The sequence below is a fragment of the Enterococcus sp. DIV1444a genome (assembly GCF_051712125.1).
GTDB lineage: Bacteria > Bacillota > Bacilli > Lactobacillales > Enterococcaceae > Enterococcus > Enterococcus faecalis.
Genome location: NZ_JBIOOG010000001.1, coordinates 1,898,793 through 1,921,991, shown reverse-complemented (window position 1 = coordinate 1,921,991; position 23,199 = coordinate 1,898,793). Strand labels below are relative to the sequence as shown.

Here is a 23,199-nt window from a genome sequence, read left to right as displayed (position 1 = left end):
AATGACCTATGTCTCCAACTCTTTTTGATTTATAACAAGAAACCCAACATATTATTAATAATATGAATAGCCATGACAAATACAATCGAGCGATTTGATTTTAAATAAGCCGCAGATAATAAAATAGCTCCAGGCAGATAAACGAGAAAATCAAGAGGCTGTTGTATATGCATAAAGGTGAACAGGGAAATTGAAATCACGGTTGCGAAGGCTATACCGATTGTCTCTGATAAACAATTCATTAGCACTTGTCGGAAAACTAGTTCTTCGACAATTGGCCCTAATATCGCTAAAAAGAATAAAATAACCAATAAAGGCACTTGATTACCGAATGAAAGAACTTCTTGTTGATTACCGCTTTGATAATTACTCATTATTTTTTGAATAATGACATCGACTAAAAAAATCAGTCCCACCCATAAGAAAATGCTAAAAATACGCCAAAGGGTCTCTTCTTTAAAATAGTCGAACCCTGCAACAATTTCTTTCCAAAATAAAACTATTCCCACAATAGCAGTAATAGTCAAGCCTGTTACGAGATTTGCAAAAGATGATTCTACTAAATTATTATTAAATAGTAGTGAAATAGCTAATAATAATAAAGAACCAGCTTGCATTAAAACTGTGAAAAAATAAACCACAATTAAAATAATTGCTCTAGTGTTTTTACGGATAAAATTCAAAAATAGTCCTCCTCAAAAATAATTAGATAATATCCTTTGTGAAAATAACAAGTTCTCAGCTTTTATACAACAAATACGCACTAGCGAAACCGCTTTATGAGTGAGATTTATCCAATTATTTTTAAGGTTCTTAAGCAGTTGTTAAAAAAATATCAGATAAACGTTTTCACAAAGAAAAGTCTATTCGGCAAATTTTCACCTTAAAATGACACAAAATCTATAATTTGTTTCTCAAATCCTATAATTTGTTCCTTAAAAAGCTATTATGAAAACGCTATTATATTTATGAAAGGAGCGAAACGAATGAAGAAGAAAAACGGGTTTTTTCAAAATGTATGGCGTTATAAGGCCTTAGTCCTTATGGCGTTACCAGGATTTATCTGGTTTATATTTTTCTTCTATATACCAGTCTTAGCTAATGTGGTCGCATTTAAAGATTTTCATATTTCGCCAGATGGTTTCTTAGCTAGTTTAAGAGAAAGTCCTTGGGTTGGTTTTGAAAACTTTAAATTTTTATTTGCATCAAAAGATGCTTGGTTAATTACTAGAAACACCATTTTGTACAATGTCGTCTTTTTAGCCTTTAACTTATTCTTCGCGATTGCTTTTGCTATTATTATGAGTGAATTAAGAAATCGTCGCTTGGTTAAAGTTTATCACACGATGTCATTGCTACCATATTTCTTATCTTGGATGGTTATTAACTATTTTGTTTATGCCTTTTTAAGTCCGGATAAAGGGATTTTGAATCAATGGATTACTGGTAATGGCGGCACAATGATTAACTGGTATGCAGATCCACGTTGGTGGCCAGTAATTTTTGTCTTCCTAAATGTTTGGAAGAGTCTAGGCTACAACAGTATTATCTACTATGCTTCTGTGATGGGGATTGATCCGACATACTATGAAGCAGCGATGGTAGATGGTGCCAACAAATGGCAACAAATAAAAAATGTTACGATTCCACAAATTTTACCAATGATGTCTGTTTTATTAATTTTAAACATCGGCGGTATCTTCAGAGCAGACTTTGGTTTGTTCTACATCGTACCAAGAAACTCAGGTGCGCTTTACAACGTGACAAGTGTGTTAGATACCTATATTTACAATGGCTTAACGGCTACTGGTGATGTAGGCATGACGGCAGCTGCAGCGTTATATCAATCTGTCGTTGGGGCATGTTTGTTATTAATTGCGAATTTAGTTGTTCGTCGAATTGAACCAGATTCAGCACTATTTTAGGAGGAAGGATTATGAAAAAGAAAAAAGTCACTAGCGTTAACGTTCGATCCTTCAATCCGACAGCGAATTTGATTTTCAATATTGTCATTGCTATTTTTGCTATTTCCTGTGTGGTTCCGTTTTTCTTTGTTATTATGATTTCATTGACAAGTGAAGGATCATTAGCAGCAAACGGCTACCGGTTTTGGCCAAAAGAATTTTCATTGGAGGCCTATCGTTACATTTTCCAAGGGGCAATGAGTCAACGCATTATTCATGCCTTAGGGGTAACGGTCTTCATTACGGTGACAGGGACGATTGTCAATGCAACAATGACGTCATTATATGCCTATGTCATTTCTCGTTCCAACTTTCCATTTAAAAAATTCTTTACATTGTTTGCGTTAATTACAATGTTATTTTCACCAGGGATGGTTGCGAACTATTTAGTAATGACAAACTTATTGCAATTGAAAGATACAATTTGGGCGTTAATTTTGCCTTTAGCTTTAGGACCATTTAATATTTTAGTGATGCGAACGTTTTTCAAGAAAACCGTGCCTGACAGTATTATTGAATCAGCGCGTATTGATGGCGCAAGTGAAATGCGCATTTTTGTCAGCATTGTGTTACCACTAGCCGTTCCAGGGATTGCCACAATTAGTTTGTTTGCGGCTTTGGGTTATTGGAACGATTGGTTCAATGCATTACTTTACATTCAAAAAGATTCCTTGGTACCATTACAGTACTTATTGATGAAAATTCAAAACAACTTAGAGTTCTTATCAAGAAGTACGGATATGGGTGCAGCAGCACAAGAAGGGTTAGGCGTTCTACCAAGTGAATCGGCTCGAATGGCGATTGTTGTCTTATCTACGTTACCAATTGCGTTAACTTATCCATTCTTCCAAAAATATTTCGTGGGTGGTTTAACAATCGGTGGCGTGAAAGAATAAAATTGTACAGGAGGAAATAAGGAATGAAAAAATGGCAAAAAGGATTAGCCGTAGCTGGCGCAGCAGCTTTAGCTGTAGGATTGAGCGCGTGCGGTAAATCTTCAAAAGATGCAGCGTCAAAAGGTGATGATAGTACACCAACGTTATTAATGTATCGTGTTGGGGACAAACCAGATAATTATGACCAATTAATCGATAATGCGAATAAAATTATCGAGAAAAAAATTGGGGCAAAATTAAAAATGGAATTTGTTGGTTGGGGCGATTGGGACCAAAAAATGTCAACAATCGTTGCTTCTGGTGAAAGCTATGATATTTCATTAGCACAAAATTATGCAACGAATGCACAAAAAGGCGCCTATGCTGATTTAACTGAGTTAGCACCTAAATATGCCAAAGAAGCCTATGATCAATTGCCAGATAACTATATTAAAGGAAATACGATCAATGGAAAACTGTATGCGTTCCCAATTTTAGGTAACTCTTACGGTCAACAAGTTTTAACTTTTAATAAAGAATATGTCGATAAATACAATTTAGATATTAGTAAAGTTGATGGTAGTTATGAAAGTGCAACGGAAGTTCTAAAAGAATTCCATAAAAAAGAACCAAATATTGCTGCTTTTGCTATCGGCCAAACATTCTTTGCAACAGGTAATTATGACTTCCCTATTGGTAACCAATATCCATTTGCAGTAAAAACAACTGATACTGGCTCACCAAAAATTATTAACCAATATGCCGACAAAGACATGATTAATAATTTAAAAGTCTTACATCAATGGTATAAAGATGGCTTAATTCCAACAGATGCTGCTACAAGTACAACACCATATGACTTAAATACCAATACTTGGTTCATGCGTCAAGAAACACAAGGACCTATGGATTATGGTGATACAATCTTAACACAAGCTGCTGGCAAACCACTTGTTTCTCGCCCACTAACAGAACCATTAAAAACAACATCACAAGCGCAAATGGCTAACTATGTTGTTGCCAATACGTCTAAAAACAAAGAAAAAGCTGTTGAATTGCTAGGCTTATTAAACAGCAATCCAGAATTGTTAAACGGACTTGTTTATGGTGAAGAAGGCAAACAATATGAAAAAGTTGGCGATGATCGCGTGAAATTATTGAAAGATTACACACCAACAACTCATTTGAGTGCTTGGAACACAGGAAACAACTTAATCATTTGGCCAGAAGAATCTGTCACTGAAGAAATGGTTAAAGAACGTGATAAGAGCATCGAAGAAGCAAAAGATTCACCAATTCTTGGTTTCACTTTTGTAAATGATAAAGTGAAAACTGAAATCACTAACGTTGCTACAGTTATGAACCGTTACGCAGCAAGCTTAAATACAGGAACTGTTGATCCAGAAGAAACACTTCCAAAATTAATGGATGACTTGAAAACAGCTGGCTGGGATAAAGTTCAAAAAGAAATGCAAACACAATTAGACGAATATATCCAATCTCAAAAATAATCACAGGAGGCTGAGGCATTAGCTGAGCGCTTTTGGCTCAGTCTTTTACATAATAGAAAGGAAGAGGAAGATGGAAAGTACAGGGATTCAGCGGTTGTTTTACCTTTCCTGGACAGTAATCAAACTAAATTTACTGTTTGTGTTATTTAGTTTAGCTGGAGGGATTATTTTTGGTGTTGGTCCAGCACTCCAAATGATGACTGATTTCATTTTGGAAGAGGGCATGAATTATCAAGCAATCACCGTTAAACGAGCATTTGAATCATGGAAAGCATATTTTAAAAGAAGTAACTGTTATTTTTTACTTTTTCTCTTCACTTTAGGATTTGTTTTTTATAATATTTATTTAGCCGTTCAATTTACTGGGATAATGTGGTTAATTATTACTTTTATTTTATTTTTTGTTTCCCTAATACTCGTTATTTTTTATATTTATATGCTACTATATGAAGGAAGCTATTTTATCTCAACTATTGATTTAATGAAGCTTTCATTTATCAGTATCTTTTTAAACCTCGGTGTATTTTTTAAAGTCTTATTCGGTGTAATTAGTATCGTTGCTTTAACTTGGAAGATGAAAGGACTGCTACTATTTGCTTCGTTTGCCTTAATTATGATGTGGTGTGCCTATGTCACGCGTAAAAATCGCCAGTTTATTGATGGAAAGTTGGAACAAAATGAAGCGAATCTTCAAAAAACTGTTTAAAAAAAAATATTTATTAAATCGATTAGTACAAAAATACAGTCTACTGTTAACAAGTATTATTTTGTTAACGGTGGCTGCTTTGTGCGTTTATGTTACTTATACAATTAAGTTATCCATTGATTCACAAAAAAATAACGCCGTTTCCCAAATTGACAGCTATGTAACGAATAAAAATAATGCGGCGACCAATATGATTAATGAATTAGCTGGCTCTGCAAGTAAAATTGAAAACATGCGAAAATATATGGAACTTTCTCCTCCTGAGTATTTTGACTATACGTACAGCCAATGGTCGGAAGATCGGGTCAGTACCCACTTTGGAAATAATTTAAGTACATTATTTAGCACCTTTCCTGACTTAGAAGAAGTGATTATTCGCTTAGATGAATTTGATCAGGTTTTGTTCGCCAATCGCACAGCTACAAATGGGAAAAAAATGGATATGTCATCAATTAAAAAACATGGCTTTCAACTAATGCGAATTATCTCCGATCCTTATACAGGACAACCGCTGGGAGAATTATACACTGTGTTTTCAAGTCAAGAGTTGCTAGGCAACCAAGCAGACTTATTGAAAAAATCAGGTATTAATGCGTTTATCTATGATAGTGCTGGGAATCAAATTTTTTCTGAAAAAGCGCAATTTACTAAAGAAGAAGAGCAGCAACTAGATAAAAGAATGCACACCGATAGTGACATCCAACAGGTTTTTCATACTCGCTATGATATTACGGAAATAGAAAGCAGTGGCCGGAGCACCATTCTCTTGTTAACAAGCCGCCGAGTCTTATTTCAACAATTGTTTATGAACTATGCGGCCATTTTAGGGATTGGTTTACTTTTGATTGTTATTTTATTAGTGGGCTTAAACCGCTTGTTTAAACGCTATTCTCAACAAGTCCAATTAATTTTAGAAGCGACACGAGCCATTGGCGATGGCAATTTAAAAGAACGAATTGATACGAATCAAGTTCAGGAAGAGTTGAATGATATTGCTTCCGCGATTAATTTTATGGTAGACAGTTTAGATCAATACATTCACGATATTTATACTTTAGAAATTAAGCAACGTGATGCCCACATGAGAGCGTTACAGTCGCAAATTAATCCTCATTTTCTTTATAATACGTTGGAATATATTCGCATGTATGCCTTGAGTCGGCAACAAGAAGAACTAGCTGATGTTGTCTATGCTTTTTCAACACTACTTAGGAATAATATTAACCAAGAAAAAACCACGACTTTGGCAGAGGAAATCTCATTTTGCGAAAAGTATGTGTATTTGTATCAAATGCGTTATCCCGATCAATTTGCCTATAAGTTCGAAATAGAAGAAACAATTGCTGATGTTGAAATTCCTAAGTTTATCATTCAGCCGCTTGTCGAAAATTATTTTGTGCATGGAATTGACTATCAACGACAAGACAATGCTATCAAGGTCCACGCCTACCGAGAAGGCGAAAAAATTATTGTGGCTGTTGTGGATAATGGAAAAGGAATTACCGCCAATCGGTTAGAGGAAATTCGCGAACGTTTAAATCAAACAGAAATAGAAACGGAACAATCCATTGGGTTAAGAAATGTTCATGAACGTTTACAACGCTTTTTTGGGGAGAGTTATGGTTTAACGATTGAAGGGAAAGAAGGAGAAGGGACGACAATTCGTCTTTCTTTTGTAGCATAAGGGGTGAAAAAATGTATCGAGTGATGTTTGTTGATGATGAATATATGATTTTAGAAGGCTTAAAATGGATTATTCCTTGGCAAGAGTTAGGCTTTGAAATTGTTAAAACAGCGCGTAGTGCGCAAGAAGCATTGGCTTTTTTAGAAACAGAATCCATTGATGTTTTATTAACAGATATTACGATGCCGGAAATGAGTGGGATCGAATTAATTGAGCAAGCAAAGAAAAAAGGGCATCAATTTATTAGTTTAATTTTATCAGGTTATCAAGAGTTTGATTACGTCAAAAAAGGCATGGCTTTGCAGGTCCAAGATTATCTTTTGAAACCAGTCAATAAGCAAGAACTATTAGCCAATATCCAGAGAATTAAAACAGAATTGGACCAACAAAAAAAATCCCATGCCCGCGTGCGTCTATATCTAGAAAATGGCTTGATGCGTTGGCTTAATGATGAAATCAGCGAAGGGGAATACGAAGAGTTAATGCAGCAATTTGCGACTATAAAACTAGGTGATTTCACCGTTTTATTGGTTGAAGCTGAGATGCCATTTTTAGAAACAATCAAGGAACTATTTATGAAAAAAGGCCAACTGTTATTCATTGAAAGTTGGATGAGTACGTACCACCAATTGTTACTTATCTATAAAGGGGCCAGACAAGAAGCGTTCTTATTTATTCGTGAAATAGAAGCTATTCTAGCTGGTCAAGGTCAGATTTTTGTAGGGGAATCTGTCAACGAATGGGAAACGGTTTATGAAAGTTATGAGAAAGTAAAACAGTTGCAAGCAATTGAAACGTTCTATCAAGAATTTCTGCCAAATAATCAAAAAGAACAAATGAATCGTTCGGCAGAAGATTTTACTTTTCTAGCGTTTAACCAAGCCTTGATGATTGGGGATATGCAGACCATTCAACGGGAATTAGATGCCATTTTCAATCAGTTAAGTCAACAACACGCTACACCAGAATATGTACGCTATGTAGTCTTTTTACTTTTTTCAGATATTTCTCGTCAGTATCCAACTGTGTTAGAAGAAAACTATGAAAAAATCGTGGAAGAAATTCGAGCTAGCAACAATCTTAATACACTGTATGCGTTAATGCAGCAAGTCCTAGCAGAAGTGAAAAATAAACCTAAAATAAAAAAATATTCAGAAAGTGTTAGCCAAGCTGTAGAAAGAATTGAACAAGGCTATTTAGAAGAATTAAACTTAAAAACAGTGGCGGATGAGCTTCATTTGAACCCTAGTTATTTAGGCCAAATTTTCAAAAAAGAAACCAAGCGGAGTTTTTCTCAGTATTTGAATCAAGTGCGTACCAAGCATGCCCAGAAATTATTATTGTACACGGATGATACAATCAACGAAATTTCAGAAAAAGTAGGGTTCAATAATACCAATTATTTTTCAAAAATGTTTAAAAAATTAAATGGAATTACGCCAAAAGAATTTCGAGAACAATACCAGTCAAATTACGCAGGTGTCGAAGAATAAAAAGAAAGATGTTCATAAAAATTGAACATCTTTCTTTTTATTATTTTTCCGTACTTAATGAAAACGGTCGTTCTGCTGTGTTTTGTGGATTCGGGACGATCCCTAATTGATAATCTAAAGTCCCGCCGTTTAATAGTTCTTGATGAGTAAAATAAGGTGCAGTATGTTTTTCTTGGTTTAACTGAATTTCATGAATAAATTGTTGTTGGACTTTGTTCGGTGATGTCTGAATGGTTAAGTGTTTACCATTTGACAGTTTTACTTCCGCCGTCTGGACTAAAGGCATCCCGATTACATATTCACCAGTTCCTGGTGTGACTGGATAAAAGCCTAAGCTATTAAAAATATACCAAGCAGACATACTACCATTGTCTTCATCGCCTGGATAGCCAGTTGGTGAAGCATTAAATGTTTGCATCAATTGTTTTAAAAGTGGTTGAGCCATCTCTGGTTTACCAATGTAGCTGAATAGAAACGGATAATGGAAACTTGGTTGATTTGAGATAGCTAATTGACCAAAATCAATTGCCGCCATTTCACTCATTTCATGAATTTCAAAACCATAGCCTTCAACGTTAAAGTTAGGCGCTTGATTGCAAAGCTGAATTAATTTTTTTTCGAAAGCTAACTCGCTACCATATAGCTTAATCAAACCTGCAAAATCTTGATAGACCGCAAAACTTGATTGCCAAGCACTTCCTTCGGCGTAATCTTTGCCCCAACGAATATCTAAAAAGTCAGGACGGAAATTGCCTTCAGTATCCTTTGCTTGCATAAAGCCAGTTTCAGGATTAAAAAGTTGTTGATAATTCAAGGCTTGTTGACGATAAAACGTTGCTGTCTCTAAATCATTCAATGTTTTTGCAACTTGTGAAATACAGAAATCGCTATACGCATAGTCTAAGGTATGATTGACAGATTCATGATAGGTTGAAGGAACATAGCCATATTTTAGATAATCCAGAGTTCCTTGACGTCCATAATTTTCTCGTTCGCTTTGTTGTGTGGCGCCTTTTTTCATCGCTTCTAGGAACTGAGGCATCAAGTCAGGACGAATCTTTTTCACGGCAGCATCAGCAATGACAGCGTCAATCAAGGTGCCAGGCATTAAACCACGCTCATCTGGTGATAACCATTTTGGCAAGAAACCTGTTTCGCTGTAACTATTTAAAAAGCCTTCTAACATCTCTTCGTATTTTTCCTGAGCAATCAGCGAGAACAATGGGTAGACCGTTTTGTAAGTATCCCAAAAGCCATTATTGGTATATAGCACACCAGGGCGAACAGTTTGTGAAAACGTATCATAATGAATCGGCTGCTGATTTTCGTCCAATTCATAAAAGGTTTGCGGAAATAGGAATGTTCGATACAGTGTATGATAAAACGTTTTAGTATGTTCAGGATTTTCATGCGTTACTTTAAGACGATCGAAATAATTCTGCCAATCTGCGATTCCTTGTTGTAGCATCTCAGTAGAACGCAAAGAGATTTCTCGCGCTAAATTTAACTGCGCTTGTTTTTCAGAAATAAATGAACTACTAAAATGAACAACTTGTTGAGCAATATTTCCAAAAGAAAGAAGGATTTTGCCATCTTCGCCTGAAGAAGGGGCAAACCATTTGGTCAAAGGCTGTTCAAAATGAAGCACAAAATAAAAACGAAAATCTGGATCTTCACAACCAGAATAGTTGATGACTTTTACAGCCACTTGATGGTCATCTAATTGTTTTACTTGATAACGTCCAGGCAGAGTTAGTAGTAAGTGATTATCTTTTTGTTGATAATCCATGGTTAAGATACCACCATACATGCTTGGGATTAATTGAGAAGTTATTTGATAGCGTAATTGAGTTAAGTTAATTTCGACAGGAGAAAAAAGGCTTTCTTCTGGACGATAAGAACTTTGGGCATGGAATAAAGAAAGTTCCGACAATGAACCACTGACAGGGGTCATTAATAAATGGCTAAAATCACCTATCCAAGGACTTGGTTGATGCGTTACTCGATAGCCTTGAAATGTTCGATCTTCTGGATGAAACCACCAGCTGCCTTTTTGGTCGGTTGTTTGCGGGGCGTAAAAGTTCATCCCAAATGGCACGCCAGTATAGGGTAGACAATTCCCATTTGAAAAACTATGTTGGTTGGCAGTTCCGTGTCGCGTATCAATCGCTTGAATATTCATGAAAGTAGCTCCTTTGTTTTAAATGATATATCATATAGGCTGATTATAGCACAAAAAGCGAGAAATGAAAGCGTATTTATTTGCTTTTTTATTTATTTTTAAATAATTGGTATATTCAATTTAGGTGAGGAATTGACAAGCATGTTACAATGGATAAGGAATCGATATTGGAGTGATTGTTATTTGTTTTTTTAGTACAAAAAGTCAGCAATTTTTTGCGTATGTTGGGGCCATTTTCCCAGTCATCGCCTTTTTTTTGGTTAGTTTTTATACATTGGATTTTTTATTTTCCCCAAGCTATTTAATTATGGTGCCTGTATTTACTATTATGTTTAAAATTAACTATAAAAAAGATTATTCGTTTGTAGCGCTGCTCAAAATGAGTATCAGGCAATTTGTGATCAGTTTTTTAGCATTTATAGCTAGTAGTTCCTTTAGCTGGTCTATTATTTTAAATAGTAGTGTGACATTTTTAATTGTTTATTTATTTTATTCATCTGCGACGCCGATGCGGTATCATAGTTACTTGATGATGTTTACGTTTTGTCAGTTAATCCAGGTTAAAGGAAATACATTTTTGATGCAATCTCAAGTTGTGGCCTTTTTAATTGGTCTTTTTTTATTGGCTTTAACACTAAACGCTTGGTGGCAAACAGGATTAAGTCAGCTAACCACCTTAAAGAGTAGAGGCCATAAAAGCATTCAATTAAATATGAAGCAAAAGAAATGGGTGATTATTAATTTTTGGCACGACTTACAACAGACATTTTTTGGTATCACGAGTTTCAAACAATTTTTGGAAAGTCCTGACGAAAGGGTGCAACGATTTCGTTTAGCTGTTCGGATGAGTTTCACTATTACGCTGAGCTTTGTTTTAATGTGGAGTGTCGGAGGTATTAAAATAATTTGGGTTCCGATGAATGTTTTTCTACTCCTGCATCCTGTGAAAGCAGAAATGAACACACGTATTAAGACGCGTTTTTGGGGAACTCTTTTAGGGTGTTTTCTTAGTTTGTTTGTCGTGAATTGGCTTCAATTGCCACTGACACACCTGGTTGTTTCTAGTTTGATTGGCATTTTTGTTTATGCGCTAAAACCAGGAACTGTGTTACAAGTGACAATGGCAACGATTTTTGGGTTATGTTTGGCAACAATTAGTTTGCGAGGGATGTACGCTGCAGAATTGCGGGTCTCTTTTGTATTATTGGCAATTTTTGTTGTTTGCTTAATTGATTTAGTTGTTTACTTATATTTTCGTTTGCTAGAATAATAATATTAATATACTAAAAAAAGATTCGTTTTTAAAACGAATCTTTTTTTGTTCAAAATAATGTGGGTATTATGAAGATAATAGAAGAGTATAATGAGGAATTCTCAATGGTTTTTTTATGCTTCAATTGCTAATAAAATAGTAATTTTAATTTTTTTATGGAATGAATAGACAATTTAATTGTATTGTCTAAAACGATCGTTATATAAGAAAGATTGATTAGGATATTATTTATACTCCTAGTAAAATAGATATACTCACCTTTCAGTATAAAAGAAAAGATAACGAATAATTGAGAAATAGTGGTAGCTTTTTGTCTACGATTATCCTAAAAACGTGCCTGAAAATTGAGTGTTTTGTTAGAAAAATTATTTGGGAGGAATTTTAATGACAATCAACAACAAACAAAAAAAGGAGACGAAGAGCCGCAAAGTCTTGCTTTGGTCGAGTGTTTTATTAACGTTAGGCACCTATTCAGCAACTACCTCAAGCCTGGTTGCTCATGCAGAAGAAGAACGGAATTTTACAACGGTTGCCAATGAAATTGTACCGAAATTTCCCCCGTCCCCTCGAGGTGTTTCGATCACTGGGTTGGATACATTACGTTCAGGCTATTTCAAACAGCCAATGAGTACCGTTGCTGATATTAATACGACAGTAACTTTAAATCCTTCTGCTGATTGGACTTTATTAGATAAGCCAAATCTTTTAGCCGTTTCAAAATATCAATGGTATCGTTCCACAGATGGAAAAACATGGGAAGTTGTGCCGAAAACAGAAGGTGGCGAGAGCAAAAAATTAACAGTCACTTCTGATAAAGTCAAAACCACTTATTATCAACAACATACTTGGTGGGAAGGACGGTTGATTGGTCGTGGTGGTGACTTGTATTCTAATGTTGCTTCGATTGAATTTATTGTGGAACATCCTGTCTCAAAAATTGTTGTCGACACGCCACGTGATTACTATGTGAATAACCAATTAACGACAGAAGCGTTACGTGAAGGGATTTTAAAAGGCGGTTTTGATAATATTCAGGCTGAATCGATTGTTGTTCAGCCTAGCGTGCAAATTATCCCAACAAATGGTCAAGGAGAAGTTAAATGGTCGATTGATAATCCTGAATTAGGAACAATTGATCCCAAAACTGGTCGTTTGGTTTTAACTAACGATAAAACGAAGTTTGGTCCCTTAACGATTACAGCGACTGTTGATATTGGTGATGGAAAACCAATTTCTGGTTCAAAAACAATTTTAATCGGAAACGGAATTGATCCAAGTGCCGACAATCAACGTGTCGTTGAAGGAGATGACGCCAAGTTCACTATTTCAGGATATGATGAAGAATGGTTCCAAGATGCCAATGACCCAAATGTGAAAAATGGGTATTATATTCAATGGTTTAAAGGCGACCCCTCTCAAAAGAACAAGGGACAAAAAATTATTGGTGAAACTGGACGTACATTGGTGTTAAAAAATGTTCAATTAACTGATGATTTTAGTCAATACTATGCCCAATTAATTGTGAAATCAAACGGAGTGAAAGCGACTGATGTTTTAAGTGAAGACCAAGCAAGTATTTATACGAATGCTGGTGTTTTGACGGTTATCCCCTTAAGTGAAGCACAAAAAGATGCGATTGAAGCAATTCAAAAATTACCGAATTTATCACAAGTAGAAAAAGATGAATTTGTTCAAAAAGTGAACCAAACGAAAAATGGTCAAGAAATCAAAGACGTTGTTAAAGAAGCTAATGAAAAAGATGCACAGAATTTAGCTAATGCAAAAAAAGAAGCCAAAACAGAAATCAACCAATTGGTTTTACCGAAAAATTGGCAAAATAGTTTTACAGAACGAATTGAAAATGCCGAGACCATTGCGGAAATTGAAACCATTATCAAAGAAGCCGAAGAACGTGCAGAAGCCATCAAAGTCTTTGAAGAAGCGCAAAAACAAGCGATTGATGCAATTAACCGCTTGAAAGCTTTAACCAATGAAGAAGGAACCTTTAATGGCTTAACACCAGAAGAAAAATCACAATATATTGAATGGGTAAAAGAAGCCAAAACAATTAACCAAATTCAAAATATTGTCGTAGAAGCAATCGAAGAAAATACCCAAAAAATCTTGTCGCAAGTCCAAAAAGATGCTTCTGAAAAAATTGATAAATTGAATTTAACCAGTAAACAAAAGACGGAATTTAAAGAGAAAGTAATGAATGCCAAAACGGTTGAAGAAGCGCTAAAAATCTTAGAAGACGCACGTAATTTAGCAGATCCAACGCGTAAACCGAAAATGGACGCAAAACAAGAAATCAATCAGCTGCCTGGTTTAACAGAAGAGGAAAAAGCCGGCTTTGCGAAAAAGATTGATGCAGCCAAAGATAACAAAACCATTTCGACGATTCTGGAAGAAGCCACAAAATTAAATGATACAAGAATCGAAGCGGCTATTAATGAAGTCAATCAGTTGAAGAATTTAACGAATGAAGAAAAACAAGCAGCCGAAAATAAAATTGATGAAGCGACGAATTTAGACCAGATAAATAAAGTAGTTGAAGAGATGAAAAATTTGGATGCTGCTCGCCAAGCAACGCGTGATAACGCGCAACAAGAATTAGATAATTTAAAAAATCTAACAGAAACAGAAAATAATCACTTTAATGAACGTTTAAACGAAGCCAAAAGTGTCGAAGAAATCAATCAAGTTGTGGAGGATGCACGACAAACCGATGAAGCTAACCATTTAGCTAAAGAATTAGAAGCAGCGAAAAAAGATGCGCAAAATAAAATCAATGAATTAAAAGACTTAACAACTGAAGAAAAAGCTGACTTTGGTGAACAAGTCAATAACGGCAAAACAGTCGATGAAGTCAATCAAATTGTTGAAGAAGCAATCAAACAAGACGATACAACACGTCGTGAAAAAGAAAAACAGTTTGAAGAATTAAAAAACAAAGGAAAAGACAAAATCAGCAATGAATTTGTCGACTTAACGCCAGCGGAAAAAGAAGGATTCATTGAACAAATCGAAGCATTAAACAATCCTGATAACGATTTAGACGCGTTAAAAAATATCATCGATCAAGCACAACAAAAAGACGAAGCGAATCGTTTAGAAAAACAATTAAACGAAGCCAAAAATAAAGCAAAAGATATGATTAATGGTTTGGATAATTTAGATAAAATAATAAAAGAAAAGCTGATTGAACGTATCAATAATGCACAAACAGTCGATGAAGTAAATGGTATCCGTCAAGAAGCGTTAGATCAAGATGAGGCTCTTCGTCAAGAAAAAGAAGTAGCTAAGGATAAAATTGCCAAAGAATTAAATCATTTAACGGCAGAAGAAAAAAATGAATTTATCACTAACATTGATAAGGCTCAAACAGTGGAAGAAATTCAAGGGATTTTAACCGATGCAGAAACAAAAAATCTTGAAAATCAAGAAGCACAAAAACGCAAAGAATTAAATGAAGCAAAACAAAAAGTTCAAGAAATTTTAGATGGCTTAGAAAATCTATCACCAGAAGAAAAGGATCGCTTTGAAAAAGAAATAAAAGAAGCCACAAACCAAGAACAATTGGAAAAAATCAGTAATGATGCAAAAAACAAAGATACAGAAAACTTCATTCATCAAAAAAATAACACCAAAGATACCATTAATAATAATGAACATCTAACTGATACTGAAAAAGAAGAGTTGAAAAAACAAGTAGATGAAGCAAAAAATAGTACAGAAGTCAAAGGTATCGAAGACAAAGCCAACAAACAAGGCGAAGCTAACAAAGCCGAAAAAGAAGCGAAAGAGTTAGAAGACGCTAAAACTAAAGTTAAAGATTCAATTAATAACAATAACGACTTAACTGAGTCAGAAAAAGATTCACTAGCTAAAGAAGTGGACGACTCAAAAACAATTGAGGAAGTCAACTCAGTTGAAGACAAAGCCAACAAACAAGGCGAAGCTAACAAAGCCGAAAAAGAAGCGAAAGAGTTAGAAGACGCTAAAAATAAAGTCAAAGATTCAATTAATAACAATCCTGACTTAACCGACGCAGAAAAAGATTCACTAGTCAAAGAAGTCGAAAATTCAAAAACAATTGACGAAGTTAATTCAATTAACGATAAGGCAAACAAACAAGGTGAAGCTAACAAAGCTGAAAAAGAAGCCAAAGAGTTAGAAGATGCTAAAAATAAAGTCAAAGATTCAATTAATAACAATCCTGACTTAACCGACGCAGAAAAAGATTCACTAGTCAAAGAAGTCGAAAATTCAAAAACAATTGACGAAGTAAATTCAATTGCAGATAAAGCGGATAAACAAGGTGAAGCTAACAAAGCTGAAAAAGAAGCGAAAGAGTTAGAAGACGCTAAAACTAAAGTTAAAGACTCAATCACTAACAATCCTGACTTAACCGACGCAGAAAAAGATTCACTAGTCAAAGAAGTCGAAAATTCAAAAACAATTGACGAAGTTAATTCAATTGCAGACAAAGCTAAAAAACAAGGCGAAGCTAACAAAGCCGAAAAAGAAGCCAAAGAGCTAGAAGATGCCAAAACCAAAGTTAAAGATTCAATTAATAACAATAACGACTTAACTGAGTCAGAAAAAGATTCACTAGTCAAAGAAGTGGACGACTCAAAAACAATTGACGAAGTTAATTCAATTAACGATAAGGCAAACAAACAAGGTGAAGCTAACAAAGCCGAAAAAGAAGCGAAAGAGTTAGAAGATGCTAAAACTAAAGTTAAAGATTCAATCACTAACAATCCTGACTTAACAGAGACCGAAAAAGATTCCTTAACAAAAGAAGTGGAATCGTCAAAAACAATTGAGGAAGTCAACTCAGTTGAAGACAAAGCTAACAAACAAGGCGAAACTAACAGAGCCGAAAAAGAAGCCAAAGAATTGGAAGACGCCAAAACTAAAGTTAAAGACTCAATCACTAACAATCCTGACTTAACCGACGCAGAAAAAGATTCACTAGTCAAAGAAGTCGAAAATTCAAAAACAATTGACGAAGTTAATTCAATTAACGATAAGGCAAACAAACAAGGTGAAGCTAACAAAGCTGAAAAAGAAGCCAAAGAGTTAGAAGACGCTAAAAATAAAGTCAAAGATTCAATTAATAACAATCCTGACTTAACCGACGCAGAAAAAGATTCACTAGTCAAAGAAGTGGACGACTCAAAAACAATTGACGAAGTAACTTCAGTTGAAGACAAAGCCAACAAACAAGGCGAAGCTAACAAAGCTGAAAAAGAAGCCAAAGAGTTAGAAGACGCTAAAAATAAAGTAAAAGATTCAATTAATAACAATCCTAACTTAACCGAATCGGAAAAAGATTCTCTAACAAAAGAAATGGAGTCATCAAAAACAATTGACGAAGTAACTTCAGTTGAAGACAAAGCAAACAAACAAGGCGAAACCAACAAAGCCGAAAAAGAAGCGAAAGAGTTAGAAGACACCAAAAGCAAAGTCAAAGATTCAATCAATAACAATCCTGACTTAACCGACGCAGAAAAAGATTCTCTAATAAAAGAAGTGGAATCGTCAAAAACGATTGACGAAGTAACTTCAGTTGAAGACAAAGCTAAAAAACAAGGTGAAACCAACAAAGTTGAAAAAGAAGTGAAAGAGTTAAATGACGCTAAAAATAAAGTTAAAGATTCAATCACTAACAATGAGAATTTAACAGAAACTGAGAAAGAATCGTTATTGAAAGAAGTAAACGACTCAAAAACAATTGACGAAGTAACTTCAGTTGAAGACAAAGCCAACAAACAAGGTGAAACTAACAAAGTTGAAAAAGAAGTGAAAGAGTTAAACGACGCCAAAAATAAAGTCAAAGATTCAATCAATAACAACGAAAACTTAACAGAAACTGAGAAAGATTCGCTAATCAAAGAAGTCGACGACTCAAAAACAATTGAAGAAGTCAATTCAATTAACGATAAGGCAAACAAACAAGGTGAATCTAACAAAGCCGAAAAAGAAGCAAAAGAATTGGAAGATGCCAAGAACAAAGTCAAAGACTCAATCAATAACAATTCTGACTTAACTGATACAGAAAAAGATACTTTAACGAAAGAAGCTGAAGGCTCAAAAACAATTGACGAAGTAAATTCGGTTGAAGACAAAGCTAAAAAACAAGGTGAATCTAACAAAGCCGAAAAAGAAGTGAAAGAGTTAGAGGACACTAAAAACAAAGTCAAAGACTCAATCAATAACAATTCTGACTTAACCGATACAGAAAAAGATTCTTTGATCAAAGAAGTCGAGGATTCAAAAACAGTTGACGAAGTCAATTCAGTTGATGAAAAAGCAAACAAACAAGGTGAAACCAACAAAGCGGAAAAAGAAGCGAACGAATTAAACGACGCCAAGAATAAAGTCAAAGACTCAATCACTAACAATGAGAATTTAACAGAAACTGAAAAAGATTCGCTAATCAAAGAAGTCGAAGAATCAAATTCTCAAGACGATTTGAAAGTAATCGAAGAAAAAATTCAAGACATTGAAAATGATCGTGAAAAACCAGAACCGCCAGTTGATCCAGTTGAACCAACCGATCCAGAAGAAAAAAATCCAGAAAAACCAGAACCGCCAGTTGATCCAGTTGAACCAACCGATCCAGAAGAAAAAAATCCAGAAAAACCAGAACCACCAATTGATCCAGTTGAACCAACAGATCCTGATAATAAAAATCCAGACAGCGGTGATAAAAATAACGAAAACAATCCTTCAAAAGTAAACAAAGAGCAGTTAAAAGAATTTTATAACAAAGTCATGAACCTGGTTTCAACAGAATATACACCAGAATCATGGCAAGCTTTTAAAGAAAAACGTGAAGCAGCTTTAAAAGTGATAAATGATGTTAATGCCACACAAGAACAAGTCGACACTGCCTTGAAAAACTTAACAGAAAGTCATGCTGGTTTGAACAAAATCGTTCCTGTTAATAAAAACGAACTAAGAGATTTTTACAATAAAGTGACAAATTTAGATTCAACAAACTATCAACCAGAATCATGGGAAAAATTCAAAGCAGCTCGCGAAGCAGCCTTGCAAATCATCAATGATACAAATGCAACACAAGCGCAAGTGGATCATGTGCTGAAAGAGTTACAAGCTGCTCATAAAGGCTTACAAGCACGTGATGTTCAAGTAAAAGTGAACAAAAATGCCTTGCGTTCTTACTACAATCAAGTCACAACTCTACGTTCAACTGATTATACTCCTGAGAGCTGGAACACCTTTAAATCAGCTCGGGAAGAAGCTTTACGTGTCATCAATGACGCCAATACCACACAAGAAGAAGTTGATCGTGCTTTGAAAGAATTACAAACTACGCATAATCAATTACAAGAAAAACCAAAAAAAGTCCCAACAGAAACACTTCCAGAAAAAGAAGAAAATCAAGGTTCCGGAGATTCACATGTAAAGCCAAGTGAAGAACCAAAGTCAGAAATTGAAAACAAACATCCAAAATCAACCATTGACGAACCGACAATTTCTTCAGAAAAAACTGAAACAAACACAACTGATTCAGCAAAACCTGAATCTACAACAGACCTGAACCCACAGAGCAAACCATCAACACCACTCTCAGCAGTTCAACCAAAAACAGCTGGAACATTACCAACAACCGGTGAAAGAAATTCTTCATGGTGGACCATTTTAGGTTCAGCAGTGTTAGCAATGACTGGCTGGTGGACACTGTCCAAAAAGAAAAAAAATAATTAAAAAAATGCGAGCAACGTTAGAATATCGATCTAGCATTGCTCGCGTTTTTTTATTGAATTCGTAATAATTCAGTTACTTTTTCTAAATATCGTTGTTCAATGGAGGAGAAATCAGGTTCGATAAAGTCTTTCTCGGGAGATTCAATTGCTTGTTTTAATCGTTGTAAAACAATGAACCAACCAGCAATATCTCGAAAACGTTCAGTAGTAAAGCTGTCAGGCAAATAGTCACGAAAGGCTAATTCTGTTTCCTGAGTATCCTTTTTTTCAAAATAAATTGAATATTTCCCGTATCCCAAGTTACATTTAATTGTTTCATTGGTTTAAAAGTGATAAATGGCAATAATTCTTCAAAATCATCGATTACAAAGCGCCAAGCAGTAGGTCTTTCGTTTTGAACAACTTGAAGTTCAGGAAACCATTTAATGATGTTTTCTGTTTCGGTAAAAAAAGTCCATAAATGTTCAGGTGAAGTTTGTATCGTCATAGTGGTTTGATAAATTATGGTTGTGCCTTCTAAAGTAAGTCTTTCAGTCATAAAAATTTCTCCTAACATTTAAAGTAGTTATTCATGAAGTTCTAAAGGTAGCCCATCTGGATCAAAAAAGAAGGTCATTTTTTCACCCGTAAAATCATCTACTCGTAGCGGTTCTGTTTCAATTCCTTGTTCATTTAAAAAAGCAATCACTTCTTCAATATGTTCAACTTTAAAAGCTAAATGACGCAATCCTAAAGCTTCAGGATAAGAGGGACGAGCTGGAAATTGATCAGAAATGAAAATTTCCAATTCATGGCTACCTAATTTTAAATCTAATTTAATATCGTTTTTTTCGGGACGATGATTTTCGCGAAGAATTTCAAAGCCCAACTTTTCGACATAAAAATTTTTAGTTGCTTGATAATTTGAGGCATTAATTGCCACGTGATGAATTTCTTTAAAAAACATTTTCGTACTCCTTTTCGTTTTTTCCTCTGTAGTATAGCAATAAAAAAGCAGCTAAAAAAGCGTTCTGTTTGACTCTTTAAAAAAAGGCAAGGGACTTGTAAAAAATAAAATTACTTTTTCGGAAGAAAGCGCTTGCCAAAAAAAGAATAATAAAGTATGATGTATATACAACTTAATTGTATATACAAGTTTGAGAGGAGAATGTAAAATGGGTAAGTTTCAAAGCGATGCACAACAGTTGTTGAAAGCAGTAGGAGGCAAAGAAAATATTTCAGCTGTTTCTCATTGTGCAACTCGAATGCGTTTTGTATTAAAAGATCCAAAAAAAGCGGATGTACCTGTGATTGAAGATATTCCTTCTGTAAAAGGAACCTTTACAAATGCTGGACAGTTTCAAGTAATTATTGGGAATGAAGTCCCACAATTTTATAATGATTTTTCTGCAATTTCCGGTTTAGAAGGGGTTTCAAAAGAAGAAGGGAAAGCAGCTGCCAAAGATAATTTGAGTCCTGTTCAACGAGTTGTTTCTGTTTTAGCTGAGATTTTTACACCATTAATTCCTGCACTTGTTATCGGGGGATTGATTTTAGGGTTCCGCAATATTTTGGAAGGGGTTCCATTTGGTTTTCTTGATGGTCAAACAATCGTGGAAGTTTCTCAATTTTGGAACGGAGTCAATTCATTCTTATGGTTAATTGGCGAAGCAATTTTCCACTTCTTGCCAGTTGGGATTACGTGGAGTATTACGAAAAAAATGGGGACCACACAAATCTTGGGGATTGTCCTAGGGATTACATTAGTCTCACCACAACTTTTGAATGCTTATTCAGTTGCGACGACTAAAGCAGCAGAAATTCCTTTCTGGGATTTTGGGTTTGCTCAAGTTAACATGATTGGTTATCAAGCGCAAGTTATCCCTGCTATGTTAGCTGGCTTCTTGCTTGCCTATCTTGAAATTTTCTTTAGAAAAGTGATACCTCAAGCAATTTCAATGATTTTTGTACCATTGTTTGCTTTAGTGCCAACAGTGTTGGCTGCACATGTCATTTTAGGACCAATTGGTTGGACAATTGGTAGTTGGGTTTCTGATATCGTAAATGCAGGATTAACGTCAACATTTAATTGGTTATTTGGTGCTGTCTTTGGCTTTATGTACGCACCATTAGTCATCACCGGGTTGCATCATATGAGTAATGCTATTGATTTACAGTTGATTGCTGACTTTCAGTCAACCAACTTATGGCCAATGATTGCTCTATCAAATATTGCACAAGGTTCAGCGGTTTTAGCGGTTATCTTTATGCATCGTGGAAACAAAAAAGAAGAACAAGTTTCGATTCCAGCGATGATTTCTTGTTACCTAGGTGTGACTGAACCAGCGATGTTTGGGATCAACTTAAAATATGTTTATCCGTTTATTGCAGGCATGATTGGTTCGGCAATGGCAGGTATGTTTGCCACTTTAATGGGCGTTCGTGCGACAAGTATCGGCGTCGGTGGTTTACCAGGAATTTTATCCATTGTCCCACAATATTACTTGCCGTTTTTAGGCGCAATGGTGATTGCCATTATCGTACCAATGGGCTTAACTTATATTTTCAGAAAGAAAGGCATCTTTAATAAAGTCGATCCAGTTGATGAAGCAACAGGTATGTTATATAGCGAAGAAGGATAAGCGCTTTTGGGAGTGAAGAAGAATTCGTAGACAAATGTCTACGAATTCTTCTTCTTTTTATAGAAAGTATTGGCTTTTTTCTCTCTTTCAGTTAGACTAAAAAGGTTGAGAAAAGGAGAGCATACAAAATGGATATTTATTTAAAAAAAGCAATTTTACACATTATTGATCGAGAAACTGGGACACCTGTTTTTTCTGAAAAGGAATTAGATTTAACCACTGAATACATTCGAACGTATTTAACTGCAAAAATTTCAAAACTTTCGACTGCACAAACAAAGACTGGAACATTGGCGGAAAATAGTTCCTTTGTGGATACGTTACGTGGGATTCCTAGTGATTTTGTAAAGAAAAGCCAAGAAGTTACCCAACATTGGTATGATGTTTATTCAGGAAGCGAGGATGCGCCTAGCGCCGATATCTTGTTCATTTTATATGAATTAGATACGGTGTTACATGTCGCAATGATTAAATTAAATTATAAAGAAAGTTACACACATTACGTCGATTATGAAGAAGAGTCTGTTTATAACAAATTGATTATCAACCGAGCAATTTTGTCTTCAAAATCACAAAAACCAGATGAAGGAATAACGGTTGACTTAGATACATTAGCGTTTGAATTACTAGAGAAAAGATATGAATTTTCAGGAGAAAAAATCTGGTATTTCTCTGAAAAAGTGATAGAAACGCAAGTAGCACCATCAATGGAAGAAAATATCAAAGAAATTAAAAAAGCAGTCAAACGCATTGGAAAGAAATTTAACGAAGATGAGTTTGAACTAATGGCTTCTGTAAAAGAAGCGGTGTATGATAGCATTGAGGAAACGGGAACGATTGACAATGAGCAGATTGCTGAGCAAGTGTTTAAAGAAAATGTATCAGCTAAATTAGCTTATCAAGAAGAAGTGAATGAGTCGAAGTTTGTCGATAAAACACCGCCAGTCAGAGAATCTCGGGAAATTTCTGAAAAGAAATTTGGCAAACAAAAGTTAAAAATGGATAACGGTATTGAATTAATTGTTCCGTTAGATGTTTACCGCAATGGCGATTTAATTGAATTCGTTAATAATCCAGATGGCACAGTGTCCATTATGCTAAAAAATATTGAAAAAATTAGTAATCAATTATAAAGAAAAAACCGTTGG

Annotated in this window: 15 protein-coding genes; 10 read left to right on the top strand and 5 right to left on the bottom strand. The window is 35.0% G+C overall.

Translation table 11 applies throughout. The features are described from left to right. Window positions 1-29: 29 nt before the first annotated feature. Window positions 30-617 (bottom strand): CPBP family intramembrane glutamic endopeptidase, encoded by a 588-nt coding sequence (locus IGI87_RS09290; protein ID WP_104853763.1) that lies wholly within the window; start codon window positions 615-617, stop codon window positions 30-32. A gap of 351 nt (window positions 618-968) precedes the next feature. Here IGI87_RS09290 and IGI87_RS09285 point away from each other — a divergent pair, with 351 nt between their 5' ends. From IGI87_RS09285 to IGI87_RS09260, 6 genes are all read left to right on the top strand, one after another. After that, window positions 969-1,925, top strand: a complete 957-nt coding sequence (locus IGI87_RS09285; protein ID WP_164982847.1) for an ABC transporter permease — start codon at window positions 969-971, stop codon at window positions 1,923-1,925. Between the two features lie 11 nt (window positions 1,926-1,936). Then, complete coding sequence (locus IGI87_RS09280; RefSeq protein ID WP_104853700.1) at window positions 1,937-2,860, top strand: carbohydrate ABC transporter permease; 924 nt, start codon at window positions 1,937-1,939, stop codon at window positions 2,858-2,860. A 23-nt stretch (window positions 2,861-2,883) separates the two neighbouring features. Next, complete coding sequence (locus tag IGI87_RS09275) at window positions 2,884-4,350, top strand: ABC transporter substrate-binding protein (protein WP_104853701.1); 1,467 nt, start codon at window positions 2,884-2,886, stop codon at window positions 4,348-4,350. Between the two features lie 70 nt (window positions 4,351-4,420). Next, on the top strand, window positions 4,421-5,056 hold the full coding sequence (locus tag IGI87_RS09270) for a YesL family protein (RefSeq protein ID WP_113794369.1): 636 nt from the start codon (window positions 4,421-4,423) through the stop codon (window positions 5,054-5,056). Further along, window positions 5,010-6,740, top strand: coding sequence for a sensor histidine kinase (locus tag IGI87_RS09265; RefSeq protein ID WP_438737421.1), 1,731 nt, complete (start codon window positions 5,010-5,012; stop codon window positions 6,738-6,740). Before IGI87_RS09270 ends, IGI87_RS09265 begins: the two co-directional genes overlap by 47 nt. Window positions 6,741-6,751: 11 nt before the next feature. After that, window positions 6,752-8,233, top strand: a complete 1,482-nt coding sequence (locus IGI87_RS09260; protein WP_438736785.1) for a response regulator transcription factor — start codon at window positions 6,752-6,754, stop codon at window positions 8,231-8,233. Window positions 8,234-8,273: 40 nt separating this feature from the next. On the opposite strand, the gene IGI87_RS09255 is transcribed toward IGI87_RS09260, so the two are convergent. After that, window positions 8,274-10,415 (bottom strand): GH92 family glycosyl hydrolase, encoded by a 2,142-nt coding sequence (locus IGI87_RS09255; protein WP_438736783.1) that lies wholly within the window; start codon window positions 10,413-10,415, stop codon window positions 8,274-8,276. A 172-nt stretch (window positions 10,416-10,587) separates the two neighbouring features. On the opposite strand from IGI87_RS09255, the gene IGI87_RS09250 reads away from it, so the two are divergent. Both IGI87_RS09250 and IGI87_RS09245 read left to right on the top strand, forming a co-directional pair. Next, window positions 10,588-11,685, top strand: a complete 1,098-nt coding sequence (locus IGI87_RS09250) for an FUSC family protein (RefSeq protein ID WP_438736781.1) — start codon at window positions 10,588-10,590, stop codon at window positions 11,683-11,685. Window positions 11,686-12,072: 387 nt separating this feature from the next. After that, a complete protein-coding gene (locus IGI87_RS09245; RefSeq protein ID WP_438736779.1) occupies window positions 12,073-19,431 on the top strand; it encodes an LPXTG cell wall anchor domain-containing protein in 7,359 nt (2,452 codons plus the stop codon). A 49-nt stretch (window positions 19,432-19,480) separates the two neighbouring features. Here the strand turns inward: IGI87_RS09245 and IGI87_RS09240 are convergent, their stop codons facing one another. From IGI87_RS09240 to gloA2, 3 genes are read right to left on the bottom strand one after another with little or no spacing between them, the layout of a single operon-like run. Beyond that, window positions 19,481-19,654 (bottom strand): hypothetical protein, encoded by a 174-nt coding sequence (locus IGI87_RS09240; RefSeq protein ID WP_438736777.1) that lies wholly within the window; start codon window positions 19,652-19,654, stop codon window positions 19,481-19,483. A gap of 14 nt (window positions 19,655-19,668) precedes the next feature. After that, on the bottom strand, window positions 19,669-19,968 hold the full coding sequence (locus IGI87_RS09235) for a hypothetical protein (RefSeq protein ID WP_438736775.1): 300 nt from the start codon (window positions 19,966-19,968) through the stop codon (window positions 19,669-19,671). A 27-nt stretch (window positions 19,969-19,995) separates the two neighbouring features. Next, on the bottom strand, window positions 19,996-20,376 hold the full coding sequence (gene gloA2, locus IGI87_RS09230) for an SMU1112c/YaeR family gloxylase I-like metalloprotein (RefSeq protein WP_104853709.1): 381 nt from the start codon (window positions 20,374-20,376) through the stop codon (window positions 19,996-19,998). A 208-nt stretch (window positions 20,377-20,584) separates the two neighbouring features. On the opposite strand from gloA2, the gene treP reads away from it, so the two are divergent. Then, complete coding sequence (gene treP, locus IGI87_RS09225) at window positions 20,585-22,051, top strand: PTS system trehalose-specific EIIBC component (protein WP_104853710.1); 1,467 nt, start codon at window positions 20,585-20,587, stop codon at window positions 22,049-22,051. A 128-nt stretch (window positions 22,052-22,179) separates the two neighbouring features. Further along, window positions 22,180-23,184, top strand: a complete 1,005-nt coding sequence (locus IGI87_RS09220; protein ID WP_192190392.1) for a nucleoid-associated protein — start codon at window positions 22,180-22,182, stop codon at window positions 23,182-23,184. Window positions 23,185-23,199: the final 15 nt, after the last annotated feature.

Bases quoted from the DNA above. Each gene is read 5' to 3' on its own strand.
- IGI87_RS09290 (WP_104853763.1), bottom strand. From the start codon at position 617: ATGCAAGCTGGTTCTTTATTATTATTAGCTATTTCACTACTATTTAAT.
- IGI87_RS09285 (WP_164982847.1), top strand. From the start codon at position 969: ATGAAAGGAGCGAAACGAATGAAGAAGAAAAACGGGTTTTTTCAAAAT.
- IGI87_RS09280 (WP_104853700.1), top strand. From the start codon at position 1,937: ATGAAAAAGAAAAAAGTCACTAGCGTTAACGTTCGATCCTTCAATCCG.
- IGI87_RS09275 (WP_104853701.1), top strand. From the start codon at position 2,884: ATGAAAAAATGGCAAAAAGGATTAGCCGTAGCTGGCGCAGCAGCTTTA.
- IGI87_RS09270 (WP_113794369.1), top strand. From the start codon at position 4,421: ATGGAAAGTACAGGGATTCAGCGGTTGTTTTACCTTTCCTGGACAGTA.
- IGI87_RS09265 (WP_438737421.1), top strand. From the start codon at position 5,010: ATGGAAAGTTGGAACAAAATGAAGCGAATCTTCAAAAAACTGTTTAAA.
- IGI87_RS09260 (WP_438736785.1), top strand. From the start codon at position 6,752: ATGTATCGAGTGATGTTTGTTGATGATGAATATATGATTTTAGAAGGC.
- IGI87_RS09255 (WP_438736783.1), bottom strand. From the start codon at position 10,415: ATGAATATTCAAGCGATTGATACGCGACACGGAACTGCCAACCAACAT.
- IGI87_RS09245 (WP_438736779.1), top strand. From the start codon at position 12,073: ATGACAATCAACAACAAACAAAAAAAGGAGACGAAGAGCCGCAAAGTC.
- IGI87_RS09235 (WP_438736775.1), bottom strand. From the start codon at position 19,968: ATGACTGAAAGACTTACTTTAGAAGGCACAACCATAATTTATCAAACC.
- gloA2 (WP_104853709.1), bottom strand. From the start codon at position 20,376: ATGTTTTTTAAAGAAATTCATCACGTGGCAATTAATGCCTCAAATTAT.
- treP (WP_104853710.1), top strand. From the start codon at position 20,585: ATGGGTAAGTTTCAAAGCGATGCACAACAGTTGTTGAAAGCAGTAGGA.
- IGI87_RS09220 (WP_192190392.1), top strand. From the start codon at position 22,180: ATGGATATTTATTTAAAAAAAGCAATTTTACACATTATTGATCGAGAA.